Consider the following 13,254-nt stretch of genomic DNA (forward strand, 5'->3'; position numbering starts at 1 on the left):
ACGGGATTCACGGGGATGGTGCCTTTCGTGGGGGTGCAAGTTCGCGAGAGCGGCCATGTGGTTGCTTCAGCTGGCTGAGGCGACCACACGACCGCTTTCGCGGGATGCGCGATGCGCGAGGTGGAGCTAGATGCGGTGGCCGGCCACCGAGGAGCCGCGGCGGAGGTAGACGAACGCGGTGACGGCCATCATCACCACGTAGGCGCCGGCGAACGCGTAGATCGCGCTGGAGTAGTCACCCGTGGAGGTCTTCGAGAAGCCGAGCACCTGCGGGATGATGAACCCGCCGTAGGCGCCGATCGCGGAGATGAGGCCGAGGGCCGCGGCGGTCTTCCGCTGGGTGTTGACGTCACCCGAATTCTTGTGCGCATCCTTCACACCGCTCCGGGCGGCGAAGACGCTGGGGATCATGCGGTAGGTGGAGCCGTTGCCGACGCCGGTGGCCACGAAGATCAGCAGGAACGTGACCAGGAAGAGCCAGAAGTTGCCCAGCGGCAGCACCACGTTGACGAGCACGGCGCCGATGGACATCACTGCGAACGCACCGACCGTGACGAGGGCGCCACCGAAGCGGTCGGCCAGGCGGCCACCGAACGGGCGGGCCAGCGAGCCGGTGAGAGCACCGAGGAAGGCCAGCGACAGCGACGCCGACACCACGTGGAAGGTGGAGAACTCGGGGAACTGGTCGGCGATGAGCTTGGGGAACACGCTGGCGAAGCCGATGAAGGAGCCGAAGGTGCCGATGTAGAGGAAGGCGAGGATCCAGAGGTGCGGTTCCTTGACGGCGGCGATGGAACCGGCGAAGTCGGCCTTGGCGCTGGAGAGGTTGTCCATGTACTTCCAGGCGCCGAACATGGCGAGGAGGATGAACGGCACCCAGAAGAACCCGGCTAGCGGCAGGTTGAGCGTGCCGAGGGCACCGAGTGTGATCACGATCGGAACCACCAGCTGGGCCACTGCGGCGCCGAGGTTGCCGCCGGCGGCGTTGAGGCCGAGCGCCCAGCCCTTCTGGCTCTGCGGGTAGAAGTAGGTGATGTTCGACATCGAACTGGCGAAGTTGCCGCCGCCGAGTCCGGCGAGCGCGGCGATGAGCAGCATCACCGGGAACGGCGTCTCGGGGTTGCCCACCGCGAAGCCCAGCGCGATGGACGGGATGAGCAGCAGGCCCGCGGAGATGATGGTCCAGTTGCGGCCGCCGAACTTGGGCACCAGGAAGGTGTACGGGAAGCGCAGGGTGGCGCCGACCAGGCTGGGGATCGAGATGAGCCAGAAGATCTGGCCGGTGTCGAACGTGAAGCCGGCGTTCGGCAGCTGCACCACCACGATGCTCCAGAGCTGCCAGATCACGAAGCCGAGGAACTCGGCGAAGATCGACCATCTGAGGTTGCGCGACGCGATGGCCTTGCCGCCGCCCGCCCACTGCTGCGGGTCCTCGGCGTTCCAGTTGTCGATCCAGCGGCCAGGGCGGTGCACCAGGTCGGCGGAGGGGACGAGCGCGACCGGTGAGGCCGCTTCAGTGAGGGTCGTCGGGGTCATCAGGTTCTCCTTGAGAGAAAGTCGTGCGCGGTGAGTGCGTACGACAGACGCTACGCAGACCGTGTTTCCGACAGCCGATGCCCCAGTTACCGTTCGATCACCGTGTACTCACACCCGCACGCCCTCACTGATAGGCCCGTGTTACATGACGGACACATGGCGTGCCCGCCCCGCCCCGGCCGGGGCGCATAACTCCTACAGAATCCCGGCCCGGCCCGGTCAGCCGGCAGTTCTGCATCCGTTTCTGGGGACTTGCAGGAGTCATGCCACCGCCGGGGGGAGGTGCAGGCGACCGTCGATACGGCGCGGGATGCCGGTGAAGTCGTCGTGCAGTTCGGCCGGGAGCACCGCGGCGGGAGCGTCCTGGAACGCGAGCGGCCGCAGGAACCGGCGGATGGCGGACACCCCCACCGAGGTGTGCTGGGTGTTGGTGGCCGGCCAGTTGCCGCCGTGGTGCTGGGCCCAGGACACGCGCACGCCGGTCGGGTAGCCGTTGAAGACCAGCCGGCCGGCCCGTGGGGCGAGCTGGCGCACGATCTCGGCGAGATCGTCGTCGTCGGTGTGCTGGATGGTGGCGGTCAGGGAGTCCGGCACGGCATCCAGCGCCCGGTACACCTCGGTCAGCGTGTCGTAGCGCACGATCACGAGCAGCGGGCCGAAGGCCTCCTCCGTCAGGGCCGGGGTGAGCTCGACGGCCGTGGACAGCAGCACCGTGGGAGCGGCGCCGAACCCCGCCTCCGCGGCACTCCCCCGCGCGACCACGGTTCCGTGGCCGTCGGCGACCAGCCGGGCGCTGATCTGCTCGAAGGAGTTCGCGATGCGCTCGTTGAGCAGCACGGCCCCCTCGGCCGAATCCGCCCGCGCCACGATGCCCGCGACCAGACGGTCGCCCGCCGCACCGGTGGGCACGAAGACCAGGCCCGGCTTAGTGCAGAACTGGCCGGCGCCCAGGGTGAACGAGCCGAACAGCCCGGCCGCGATCTCGTCGGCGCGTGCGGTGGCCGCGGCCGGGGTGACCAGGAGCGGGTTGAGGCTGCTCAGTTCGCCGAAGAACGGGATCGGTTGCTCCCGGGTGCCGATGATGCCGATCAGGGCCTCCGCCGCTCCGAGCGAACCGGTGAATCCCACGGCCGTGATACCCGGCTCGGCCACGAGCGTGCGGCCGGCCTCCAGCCCGTAGACGATGCCGAGCAGGCCGGCCGGCGCGCCGAGCGCGGCGGCGGCGTCCGCGAGTACCTCGAACGACCGCTGCGAGGTGAGCGGATGCGATCCGTGCGCCTTGAGCACGACGGGATTGCCGGCGGCGACGGCGGAGGCGGTGTCGCCGCCGGCCACCGAGAAGGCGAAGGGAAAGTTGCTCGACCCGAACACGGCGACGGGGCCGATCGGCACGAGCATCCGGCGCAGGTCCGGGCCGTGCCCGAGCGGGGTATCGCCCGCGCTGTCGAGGGTGGCCTCGAGATAGCTGCCCTCCCGGAGCGCCTCGGCGAACAGGCGGAACTGGAACGCCGACCGGCCCACCTCCCCTGTGAGCCGGGTTGTCCCCAGGCCGGTCTCGGCGTCAGCCAGATCGACGAGTTCAGGGCGATTGGCCTCGAGGGCATCGGCGAAGCCATCCAGCAGCGCGGCCCGGGTCACGCGGCTCGACCAACGGAAGTTCTGGAACGCCCCGACGGCGGCATCCACGAGGGCGTGGACCTCAGCGGCTGTCGTGGCCTCGATGGCGGTGGCACGGGAAACCCCGGTGCGGGGGTCGGTGGTCGTGAGCAGGGTCATCGTGGTGTCTTTCGTCGGTGGTCGAACACGGAACAAGGAATGGAACGGGTGGGTGCGAAGAATCCAGGCAGGAGGAGGCGTCACCCCGCCGTCAGCCCTCGAGCAGGCCCCGGGCGGCCAGGTTGCGGTAGAGGGCGTCGATGCCGAACTCCCACGGCGCCACCTGCTCGCTGTGCTGCACCCGGTTGACCAGGGCGCCGAGCCGGGGTTCCGCGATCCGCACGACGTCGTCGAGCGCGTGGGTGAAGCCGCGGCCGGCCTCGCCGCGGTCGTCGACGGGCGCGAAGAGGGTGCCCAGGTAGAGCACGAAGCCGTCCGGGTACTGGTGCTGCGGGCCGATGGCCTGGCGCACGAGATCGAGGGGGTCCCGGCTGATCTGGTCGAGCGGGCTGGTCGCGGTCAGGTGGAACCCGTCCGGTCCGAGGATCTCCAGCGTGACCGTGGCCGTGCGCAGGTCGTCGAGACCGTACCCGTCGTCGAAGAAACGGATGAATGGGCCCACCGCCGCCGACGCGTTGTTGTCTTTGGCCTTGCCGAGCAGCAGGGCCGACCGGCCCTCCACGTCGCGCAGGTTCACATCGTTGCCGAGGCTTGCCCCCACAATGGTGCCGGCCGAGGTGACCACCAGCACAACCTCCGGTTCGGGGTTGTTCCAGAGCGACGACGAGAGCACCCCCACGTCTACGCAGCCGCCCACGGTGGCGAGCACGGGCGCCTTGGTGAAGATCTCGGCGTCCGGCCCGATGCCCACCTCGAGGTACTGGCTCCACCAGCCCCGGGCGATGAGCAGCTCCTTCAGTTGCCTGGCCTCCTCCGAGCCCGGTTTGAGGGTGGCCAGGGTGCCGCCCACAGCATCCGTGATCTCGGCACGGATGCCCGCCGCGGCGGCCTGGTCGCCCCGGGCGCGTTCCTCGATGATGCGCTCGATCATGGACACCGGGAAGGTGACCCCGGCGGCCTTGACCACCTGCAGGTCGATGGGCGAGAGCAGCCAGGGCCGGCTGTCGTCGCGGAGCTCAGCGGGGGTGTTGGCGACGAGGTCCTGCAGGGTGCAGAGCACCGGACCGGTGGCCTCTCTGAGGGCCGACGCCGGGTCATCCGTTTCGCACAGCTCCCGCATGGTGGCGAAATGGGCGCTGAGGTCCACCACACCCTCCGTCCGCACGGCCACGACGCTGGGGCCGCCGACAGCGGGGTTCCAAACGCGCCCGGCGAGCGCGCCGGCCACGCCGTCTGCGGGCAGGATGTCGCCCGGCCCGACCGGCCAGTTCTCACTCGTTGCCATGGTGCTGCTCCTTGCTGGTTGAGGGTTCACGCTCGGGAATGTCACGCCGGCCACGCCGGCTCAGCGACGGTGGAAGGTGCCGGGCCGTTTTTCGGCGAAGGCCGCTCGGCCCTCCCGGGCGTCGTCGGTGGCGAAGCTGATGGTCTGCAGGTCGCGTTCGTACCGGATCGCCGCATCCTGGGGCAGGTTGTAGGCGGCCCGGAGGTTCACCTTGGCGGTCTCGGCGGCGATGGGCGGCCGGGTGGCGATCACGGCGGCGAGCTGTTGGGCCCGCCCGAGCAGTCCGGCCGGCTCGACGAGTTCGCTCACCAGGCCCCAGGCCAGCGCCTGCTCGGCCGGCACGGGGTCTCCGGTGAGCAGCATCACAGCGGCATTGCCCGGCCCGATCGCGTGGGCCAGGAAGGTGGACATGCCGCCGCCGCCGATCCAGCCCAGCTTGATCTCCGGTGCGGCGAAACTGCTCGTGGTCGACGCGAGGCGGATATCGCAGCTGAGCGCCGTCTCCAGCCCGCCACCGAAGGCGTAGCCGTTCACGGCCGCGATCACGGGCTTCCGCGACGCACGGATCGCGTCGCAGTAATCGGCACGGTTGCCGAAGTCCCAGGGGGTCGCATAGGCATCCAGGCTGCGGATGTCGCTGCCCACGCTGAAGGATCGCTCCCCCGCCCCGGTGAGGATGAGCACCCGCACCTCGTCGTCGTCGTTGAGCGCGTCGATCAGTTCCACCAGGGCGGCGGACATGTCCGGGGTCACCGCGTTCAGCTTCTCGGCCCGGTCGAGGGTGATCGTGGCGACCCGGTTGGTGATGCTCAGGCGGATCTGTTCGCTGGGTGTCTCGATCATGCGGAGGCCGCCTCAGGGACGGAAGCCGCGGTGGCGGCCCGGCCGGAATCGGGGGCGCCGCTCGACGTCGGCACGGCGGGAGAGGGCGGCGGTTCCGCGGCCGCCCCGGAGGCCAGCAGGCGGGTGATGCGTTCCTCGTCGAATCCCGCGGCGGCGAGCACCTCCCGGGTGTGCTCGCCCACGCGGGGCGCCCCGCGGTACAGGCGGGCGGGGGTCTTGGCGAACTGGTAGGGGAACCCGGGCGTCTTGACCCGACCCTCGGTGTGGTGCTCGTATTCGATGAAGGTGCCGTTGTGGGCGATCTGCGGGTCGTCGACGAGGTCCTGGTAGCCGTAGACGGGGCCCACCCACATCCCGGCCGCGCCGAGCACCTCCAGCCAGTGCGCCGCGGGCCGGCCGCGCAGCTTCGCCTCGGTCCAGGCGTAGATCTCGTCCCGGCGGCTCCAGCCCTCTACCTCGCTCTTCCAGCCGGCGAAGCGGGGCTCGTCGATCAGGCGGCCGAGCTCGCCGAGGTCGGCGAAGGCCAACGCGATGAACCCGTCACTCGTGCGGAACACCCCGTACGGAGCGCGGATGTACACGTGCGCGTGCGGTTCGGCCGAGCGTTGCTGCGGCTTCTTGCCCACAGTGAACACCGATAGTTCCTGCATCTGCAGGGTGGTGAGCGCGTCGAGCATGTTCACCGTCACGAGCTGCCCCTCGCCGGTGCGTTCGCGATGTAGCAGCGCGGCGAGAACGCCCTCGAACGCCGTCGAGGCCGTGATGGCATCGGCCAGGTACTGCCCGGCCGGGGCCGGGTCGTCCCCGTCGCGGCCGGCCGAGAGCATCGCGCCCGACATGGCCTGCACGAGCAGGTCCTGCCCGGGCCGGTCGCGGTACGGCCCGTCTTCGCCGTACCCCGAGATGGAGACGTAGACCAGGCCCGGGTTGATGGCCCGCAGGGATTCGTAGTCCACGCCCAGCCGGCCCGCGACGCCGGGCCGGTAGTTCTGCAGGAAGACATCGGCGGTGCGCACCAGCTCGATCAGGGCTGCCTTGCCGTCGGGGTTCTTGAGGTCGACGGCCACGGACCGCTTGTTGCGGTTCAGCGACAGGAACGACACGTTGATCTCGGTGCCGTTCGCCCCGCCGGCGGCGGCGTGGCGCTGCCACTCTCCCGTGGTGGGCTCGATCTTGATCACGTCGGCACCCAGGTCGCCCAGGCGCTGTGCGGCGAAAGGGCCGGCCATGGCGATCGAACAGTCGATGACCGTGTACCCGGTGAGGATGCCGGCCGGCCCGGTGTCAGGCGCGGCATCCGTCAGGGTGTCGGGCGGGGCGGCTGTCATGGGGTCTCCTTGTCGTCGTGCACGAGCACCTCGCGGCCGCCGTCGGCGGCAGAGCGCAGCATCGCGTCGATCAGTTCCACCGTGCGGGCGGCGACGCCCGCGTCGGAATTGTTCTCGGTACTCGCGCCCGTGATGAGCTCGATGAACCTGTTGGGCGGGGTGAGGCATTCGTAGGCACCCGCGCCGGGCTCGATGTCGAGGTCCCACCGTCTGCCGTCGTAACGGTGCAGCGAGACGCGTTCCCGCTCGGTGTCGAGCAGCAGCACCCCCTCGCTGCCGAACAGGCGGATGTCGACCTGGTACGGGTTCTCGTCGGGCAGGGTCGCGGCGCCCGACAGCGAGCCGAGGCCGCCGTTGTCGAACGTGAGCACCGCGGCGTTGAACAGGTCGACCCGCGCCCCGGCGGTGGCGACCCTGGCCTGCACGGTGCGCGCCCGAAGCCCGCTCAGCCAGAACAGCAGCGCGCTGAGGTGGGTGATCTGGCCGTGTGCGTACCCGCCGCCGCGCTCGGGCGACTGCCAGGTGCTGGCCTGCGGGCCGGCGGTCTCCGAATCCCACAGCGCACGGATGTCGTCGGGGTCCCCGGCGAACAGTCCTCGGGTGGGCGAGGCCATCTGGCAGACCACGTGCTGGATCTGCCCCAGCTGGCCCTCGTCGACCAGCTTCTTGGCGGCCTCGGTGAACGGCTTGTAGTTCCAGCCGTACGGCACCAGGAAATGCACGCCGGCGGCTTCCGCCCGCGTGTGCAGGTCCCAGGCCCGTTCTGCCGACAGCGTCACCGGCTTCTCCACCTGCACGTGCAGGCCGCGTTCGATGGCCCGCACCGCCTGCTCGTAGTGCAGGTCGTGCGGTGTGGTGATCACCACAGCGTCGAGGTCCAGGGCGAGCAGCTCCTCGTAGTCCGCCGTGGCGTGCTGGAAACCGAACTGCCGCTGCACGGTGAGCAGGTCGGGGCCCGGATCGCACACGCCCACGAGTTCGACGTCGTCGCGCGCGGCGAAGATCGGGAAGTGGTTGCTCGTGGCCCACCAGCCGGCGCCGACGGCGCCCAGACGCACCCTGCGGACGGGCGGCGTCGCCGGTTGCTCCGGCACAGCAGGTGGTATCGCGGTCGGCGTCATTGCCGTCTCCATTTCGTGCGGGTCGGGAATCGAGGGGTGAGATCGGAAGGCTGTAGGCCGGGAGTCGAGCTCAGGAGGTCGAGATCACGCGGTCGAAATCACGAGGGTGGAGATCACTGCGTCCCGAGCCAGCGCCAGCGACGCCGTCCGTCCTGCCGGTCCTGGCTCACCAGCCCGGCCCGTTCCATCCGCTCGAGGTTGCCCGTGACGGGGAACACGGCGTAGTCGGTGGCCGCGGAACTCCACGCGCCCAGCGCGCTGCCGGCCGCGCGCACCAGTTCGAGGGTGGTCGCCGGCGTGGTGCGGCCGGCCAGTTCGGCCGAGATCACCCGGTCGATGTGAGCCGTGTAGTCCTCACTCTCGGTGAGGAACCGGGCCACGGCCGCGCCCCGGTAGACCGGATAGTGCGCCGTCAGCAGCAGGTCCACATCGAGGTCCCTGAACGCCCGGAGGCTCGCGAGGTACGGGTCGACGTCACGGTAGGTCGGCGGGAACGCCGGTTCCCCCCTGGCAGTCAGCACACCGGAACCCAGGGTGGCGTCCCCGATCAGCAGCGCACGATTGGACTCGTCGTACACCGCCAGGTGCCCGGGGCTGTGGCCGGGCACGTGCAGCAGCCGCACGACCCGGTCGCCGAGGTCGAACACCTCGGTGCCCGCCACGACATTGTCGACCGGCACCAGGTCGGAGACCGACCTGAGGTAGGCCGTGGTCTCCGGCGGGTCGTCGAAACCGTCACTGTCGCGGAACTCGCCGTAGCGCTCGTCGATCAGGAGTTGCAGGTCTTCGGTCAGCGCCGTATCCAGCCGGTGGGCCACGATCTGAACGTCGGGCACCGCGGCCCGGAGCGCGCCGTTCCCGCCCGTGTGGTCGAAGTCACAGTGCGTGTTCACAGCCCAACGGATGCTGTGCCTGTCGATGCCGGTCCGTTTCAGGTAGGGCAGCAACACGTCGGTCACGCTCTCGCGGATCCCCGTGTCGACCAGCAACGCGGCCTCCCTGCCGACCAGCAGGTAGAGGGCGACGAACCGCTCGCCCAGCGGGGCCTCGATGCGGTGGAGGCCGGGCCTGAGCTCAGTCATCCGGAGCCTAACGCTCGACGCCGTCGAGGAGCACCCGCAGCCCGGCGCGGGCCGGGCGCATGTGCGGGCCGGCCGGGTTCGCCCAGCCGTCCCCGCCGAGGGCCGCCGCAATGAGGGCCTCATCCACGGCGATGCCGTTGCCGGGCCGGTCGCCCAACACGATCCCGCCGTCCTGGATCTCCTGGTCGACGTCGAGGCCGTCGGCGAAGCGCACATCCTGCACCTCGGTGGTGAGGTGGTTGGGCACGGCGGTCATCACGGCGGCGACGGCGGGGTTGGCGTTGTAGCCCACCGGGCTGACCGGCAGGTCGTGGGCGGCGGCGGCGAGCGCGAGCCGGTGCAGGTGGGTCACGCCCCAGATGGCGCCGGCCTGCACGATGTCCATGGCGCCCAGGTCGAAGAAGGGCCGGAACTGGTCGATTCCGGTGAGGTTCTCACCCGTCGCCACGGCGGCGCGGATGGCCGTGCTCAGCCTTTTGTGCCCGACCGCGTCCCAGCGTCGCAGCGGCTCCTCGACCCAGAGCAGGTCGAAATGCGCCTCGAGGGCGCCCACGTATCGCACGGCCTGCTTGAGGTTCCAGGACTCGTTCGAGTCGAACATCAGGCCGGGGTTGTTGCTGCGGGCTCCCAGCACCTCGGAGATGATACCGAGGCGCCGCAGGTCGGCGTCGAGGTCGAGGCCGCCCTTGAGCTTGGCCGAGACGAAGCCGCGGTCGGCGTACCCCTGGTAGAACGCGGCCAGCTCTTCGTCGCTCAGGGCGATGTCGAGGCCGGAGGCGTAGCCGGGAACGAAGCGGTCCCGGCCGCCGAGGAGGCGCCAGAGCGGCTGCCCGGCGGCCTTGGCCTTGAGGTCCCAGATCGCCGAGTCGAGCGTGGCGATGCCGCCGTAGGTGGCGCCGCCGTGCCCGGACTTGAACACCTGGGCGAGCATCCGGTCGAACAGCGACGAGACGGCCCGCGGGTCCTCCCCCTCGATGGCCGGGAAGAGCCGGGCGATGTCGCAGTGCGATCCGATGCCGACGCCCTCGAGGCCCTCGTCGGTCTCGAGGATCACGATGGGCACCTCGGTCACCGCCTGCGGGATGCGGCCGTTGGCATCGCCGATCGAGCGATTCCACTGGTGAAAGGTACTGAGGGTGCGATACCCGGTGATTTTCATATCATCCTCGATGTGTCACGCGGCCTGTATTCAACATACATCATACAACTACCACGGCGCGCCGCGTCTAGACCGTCGGGAAAGATGGCGCCGTCTATACACTTTGAGGATGAGCCCATTGAGCAACGTCGCGGCCGGCCCCGGCACCACAGCGGGTGCGTCCTATCTGGGCGGAACCGGCAAGCGCGCTCCGGCCACCCGGCTGGGCACCCTGGTCGTGCACGACCTGGTCGCCGCGATCGTCACCGGTGAGGTGAAGCCCGGCGAACTGCTGCCGCCGGAGACCGTGCTGAGCGAGCATTTCGGGGTGAGCCGCACCGTGGTGCGCGAATCGGTCAAGCGCCTGGAGGAGAAGGGCATGGTGACGGTGGCCCAGGGCCGCGGCACCGCGATCACACCGAGTGCCGAGTGGAACATCCTCGACCGGGTCGTCATTTCCACCCTGATCGAGAACGACGCGAGCCTCGGCATCCTCGACGAACTTGCCGTCGTGCGCAGCGCCCTTGAAGCTGTCATGGCCGGCGCGGTCGCCGGCACGCACACGGACGCCGACGTGGAGTCGCTGCGGGCCGCACTGACCCGCATGCACGAGGTCGTCGAGGACAACGACGAGTTCGCCGCGGCCGACATCGACTTCCACGCCCGCATCATGGAAATCTCCGGCCAGCGCCTGGCGCAGGGCATCTCCCGCACGCTCGTGCAGCGGGCCAGGGACAACGCCAGGTTCTACGGTGCTCCGGGGCCGGAAGCACCCCGGCTCACGCTCGAGGAGCACGCCAGGGTGTTGGACGCCATCGCCGCCGGCGACGCCGATGCGGCGTCCCAGGCGATGCGGGAACACATCACGCTGGCTTGGGAGCGCCGCCGCATCACCGAGGCTTGAGCGGCGCCCGGCCGGTCAGTCCAGGTGCCAGGCCGGGGTCATTTCCCGCCAGAGCTCACCGGGGGCTGGCGTGCCGAACGGGGTCTGGCACGGGCCGGTGAGCTCCCACCACTGTTGACTCGTCGCATCCAGCTGGATCTTCGCCATGTCGGCCTCGTAGTCGTCTCCGGCGTACTCGTAGTAGCCGAAGAGGGTGTCGTCGAGGATGAAGATCGTGTAATTGCGGATCCCCTGCTCGCTCATCGCCTCTTCCACCCGGGTCCACACGGCCCGGTGCAGCGCCAGGTATTCCTCGCGCTTCTCCGGCCGCACGTTGACCACGAACCCGTGCCGGGTCACCGCGCTCACTCCTTCGTCCCGCCGGCGGTCATGCCCTCGACCAGGAATCGCTGGGAGAACAGGAAGATCAGCAGGACCGGCGCTACCGACAGCAGCGTGGCCAGGGCCAGGGTGGGCAGCTCGATCACGACACTGCCGGAGGTGGTGGGGTTGAACTGCGGAACAACCGAGAGCATATTGGCCAGCCCCACCTGCACGGGCACCTTGTCGCCGCCGACCATGAGGAACGGCAGGAAGTAGTTGTTCCAGTTGCCGACGAAGTTGAAGAAGCCGACCAGCGCGATCACCGGCGTCGCCAGCGGCATCGCGATCTGGGCGAAGACCCGCAGCTCGCCGGCGCCGTCGATCCGGGCCGCGTTGAGCAGGTCCTTGGACACCGCGGTCGAGAAGTAGATGTAGGTGAGGTAGACGCCGAACGGGAAGAACGAGAACGGCAGAATCACCGCCAGCGGGGTGCCGAGCAGCCGCAGGGCGCTCAGCTCGAGGAAGATCGGCAGCACCAGGGCGGTGTTGGGTACGAGCATCACGATCAGGGTCGTGAGCAGCAGCACCCGTCGGCCGCGGAATTCGACGAGGGCCAGCGCGTACCCGGCCGGGATGCTCACGATGAGAGTGATCACCAGCGCACCGAACGAGTACAGCGTGGAGTTACCGAGCCAGGTGAGGAAGATACCGTCCTGGAACGCCATCAGCGAGTTCCAGTTGGCCGCCAGCTGGTCCAGGGAGCCGATGCTGAACGGCGCGCTCAGCAGCAGTTCCCTGGCGGTCTTGGTGGGCGAGAGGATCAGCCAGATGATCGGCAGGATGAAGAACGCAGCGAAGCCGATCAGCACGGCAGCCACGAACGCCCGCGCTATCCATTGCCGGGGAGTGGTCTCGGTGCCGCGGCGGGACCGGGGGCCGGTGGCGGGCGGCGGCGGTGCCGACAGCTGCCGGCGGGAGGTGGTCTGGGTGTCACTCACGTTCGAACAGCTTCCCCTTGAGAATGAAAATGGTCGACAGCCCGAGCGCCACGATCAACAGGATGAGCGAGATCGCGGCGGAGCCGGAGAAGTCGTTCTGCTTGAAGGCGTAGAGATAAGCGAGCTGATTGAGCGAGTAGTTCTCCGGCACCACGCCCCGGGAGGCCTGCGACAGGATGCGCGGCTCGACGAATAACTGGGTGCCGGCGGCGAGCGACATGATGCCCATGTAGGAGATCCACTTGGTGAGCATGGGCAGCTGCACGTGCCAGGCCGTGTTGACCGGTCCGGCGCCGTCCATCCTCGCGGCCTCCATGACGTCGCGGGGGACGTTGTTCAGCGCGCCGTACATGATCACGATCCACCCGCCCGCGCCGGTCCAGAAGGCGATGACTGTGAAGATGATGGGCAGGTTGTCCAGGGCCAGCACCTGCACGAAGCTGTCCAGCCCGAACAGTTTGAGCAGCCAGGAGACCGGGCTCACCGTGGGGTCGAGGATGAACAGCCAGAGCATGACGCTGGACGCCCCGGCGATCGCGCCCGGGATGTAGTACAGGAACCGGATCGACCCGCTCAGCCAGCGGGCCGAGATGCCGTGCACGATGAGGGCGAGCACCACGACGAGAACGATGAGGCTGACCAGCCAGAACAGGATGTAGATCGACACATGGGCGACCGCGGGCAGGAACCTGTAGTCGGCGAACACCTTGACGAAGTTGTCGAGACCGGCGAACTGGCCGTTGCGGGTGAAGGCGAGGTAGATCGCGTACAGCATCGGGATGAACCCGAAGCCGAGCAGCAGCAGCGTGTAGCCGCTGACGAACACGTAGCCGAATCGGGTCTGCCGGCCGCCGGCGGAGGCGCCGGACAGCCGGGCCGGCCGGCGCCGACCACGACGGTCGACACCGGCCTTTGTGACGATGGATCTGGTGTCTGTCAC

Annotated in this window: 12 protein-coding genes; 1 reads left to right on the forward strand and 11 read right to left on the reverse strand. The window is 69.3% G+C overall.

Features of this window, described 5'->3' with window-relative positions:
- Positions 1 to 126: 126 nt before the first annotated feature.
- From DOE79_RS05160 to DOE79_RS05195, 8 genes are all read right to left on the reverse strand, one after another.
- Positions 127 to 1,536 (reverse strand): MFS transporter, encoded by a 1,410-nt coding sequence (locus DOE79_RS05160; RefSeq protein ID WP_120337572.1) that lies wholly within the window; start codon positions 1,534 to 1,536, stop codon positions 127 to 129.
- A gap of 261 nt (positions 1,537 to 1,797) precedes the next feature.
- Positions 1,798 to 3,312, reverse strand: a complete 1,515-nt coding sequence (locus tag DOE79_RS05165; protein ID WP_120337573.1) for an aldehyde dehydrogenase (NADP(+)) — start codon at positions 3,310 to 3,312, stop codon at positions 1,798 to 1,800.
- A gap of 91 nt (positions 3,313 to 3,403) precedes the next feature.
- Positions 3,404 to 4,597 (reverse strand): fumarylacetoacetate hydrolase family protein, encoded by a 1,194-nt coding sequence (locus tag DOE79_RS05170; protein ID WP_120337574.1) that lies wholly within the window; start codon positions 4,595 to 4,597, stop codon positions 3,404 to 3,406.
- Positions 4,598 to 4,657: 60 nt separating this feature from the next.
- Positions 4,658 to 5,440, reverse strand: a complete 783-nt coding sequence (locus DOE79_RS05175; protein WP_120337575.1) for an enoyl-CoA hydratase/isomerase family protein — start codon at positions 5,438 to 5,440, stop codon at positions 4,658 to 4,660.
- The gene (locus tag DOE79_RS05180) at positions 5,437 to 6,768 is read right to left on the reverse strand and encodes a CaiB/BaiF CoA transferase family protein (RefSeq protein WP_120337576.1); all 1,332 of its coding nucleotides are present in this window, start codon (positions 6,766 to 6,768) and stop codon (positions 5,437 to 5,439) included. Before DOE79_RS05180 ends, DOE79_RS05175 begins: the two co-directional genes overlap by 4 nt.
- Entirely contained in the window at positions 6,765 to 7,889 is a 1,125-nt protein-coding gene (locus tag DOE79_RS05185; RefSeq protein WP_162942603.1) for a Gfo/Idh/MocA family protein, read from the reverse strand. The genes DOE79_RS05180 and DOE79_RS05185 overlap by 4 nt, the downstream gene beginning before the upstream one ends.
- A 113-nt stretch (positions 7,890 to 8,002) precedes the next feature.
- Positions 8,003 to 8,971: an MBL fold metallo-hydrolase gene (locus tag DOE79_RS05190; RefSeq protein WP_162942604.1), complete on the reverse strand. Its 969-nt coding sequence runs from the start codon at positions 8,969 to 8,971 to the stop codon at positions 8,003 to 8,005.
- 7 nt (positions 8,972 to 8,978) lie between these two features.
- Positions 8,979 to 10,130, reverse strand: a complete 1,152-nt coding sequence (locus tag DOE79_RS05195) for a mandelate racemase/muconate lactonizing enzyme family protein (RefSeq protein WP_120337579.1) — start codon at positions 10,128 to 10,130, stop codon at positions 8,979 to 8,981.
- A 109-nt stretch (positions 10,131 to 10,239) separates the two neighbouring features.
- Here DOE79_RS05195 and DOE79_RS05200 point away from each other — a divergent pair, with 109 nt between their 5' ends.
- Positions 10,240 to 11,013, forward strand: coding sequence for a FadR/GntR family transcriptional regulator (locus DOE79_RS05200; protein ID WP_120337580.1), 774 nt, complete (start codon positions 10,240 to 10,242; stop codon positions 11,011 to 11,013).
- Positions 11,014 to 11,028: 15 nt separating this feature from the next.
- On the opposite strand, the gene DOE79_RS05205 is transcribed toward DOE79_RS05200, so the two are convergent.
- Genes DOE79_RS05205 through DOE79_RS05215 form a run of 3 tightly spaced genes read right to left on the reverse strand, consistent with a single transcriptional unit; the run spans position 11,029 to position 13,254 of the window.
- Entirely contained in the window at positions 11,029 to 11,352 is a 324-nt protein-coding gene (locus DOE79_RS05205) for an L-rhamnose mutarotase (protein WP_120337581.1), read from the reverse strand.
- Positions 11,353 to 11,357: 5 nt separating this feature from the next.
- Positions 11,358 to 12,314: a carbohydrate ABC transporter permease gene (locus tag DOE79_RS05210; protein ID WP_245977125.1), complete on the reverse strand. Its 957-nt coding sequence runs from the start codon at positions 12,312 to 12,314 to the stop codon at positions 11,358 to 11,360.
- The gene (locus DOE79_RS05215; protein WP_245977127.1) at positions 12,307 to 13,254 is read right to left on the reverse strand and encodes a carbohydrate ABC transporter permease; all 948 of its coding nucleotides are present in this window, start codon (positions 13,252 to 13,254) and stop codon (positions 12,307 to 12,309) included. The genes DOE79_RS05210 and DOE79_RS05215 overlap by 8 nt, the downstream gene beginning before the upstream one ends.

Origin of the sequence: Cryobacterium soli, from assembly GCF_003611035.1 — a bacterium.
In the GTDB taxonomy this organism is placed as follows: domain Bacteria; phylum Actinomycetota; class Actinomycetes; order Actinomycetales; family Microbacteriaceae; genus Cryobacterium; species Cryobacterium soli.

Excerpts from the sequence above, each read along its gene's own strand:
- DOE79_RS05160 (WP_120337572.1), bottom strand. The coding sequence starts at position 1,536 with ATGACCCCGACGACCCTCACTGAAGCGGCCTCACCGGTCGCGCTCGTC.
- DOE79_RS05165 (WP_120337573.1), bottom strand. The coding sequence starts at position 3,312 with ATGACCCTGCTCACGACCACCGACCCCCGCACCGGGGTTTCCCGTGCC.
- DOE79_RS05170 (WP_120337574.1), bottom strand. The coding sequence starts at position 4,597 with ATGGCAACGAGTGAGAACTGGCCGGTCGGGCCGGGCGACATCCTGCCC.
- DOE79_RS05175 (WP_120337575.1), bottom strand. The coding sequence starts at position 5,440 with ATGATCGAGACACCCAGCGAACAGATCCGCCTGAGCATCACCAACCGG.
- DOE79_RS05180 (WP_120337576.1), bottom strand. The coding sequence starts at position 6,768 with ATGACAGCCGCCCCGCCCGACACCCTGACGGATGCCGCGCCTGACACC.
- DOE79_RS05185 (WP_162942603.1), bottom strand. The coding sequence starts at position 7,889 with ATGACGCCGACCGCGATACCACCTGCTGTGCCGGAGCAACCGGCGACG.
- DOE79_RS05190 (WP_162942604.1), bottom strand. The coding sequence starts at position 8,971 with ATGACTGAGCTCAGGCCCGGCCTCCACCGCATCGAGGCCCCGCTGGGC.
- DOE79_RS05195 (WP_120337579.1), bottom strand. The coding sequence starts at position 10,130 with ATGAAAATCACCGGGTATCGCACCCTCAGTACCTTTCACCAGTGGAAT.
- DOE79_RS05200 (WP_120337580.1), top strand. The coding sequence starts at position 10,240 with ATGAGCCCATTGAGCAACGTCGCGGCCGGCCCCGGCACCACAGCGGGT.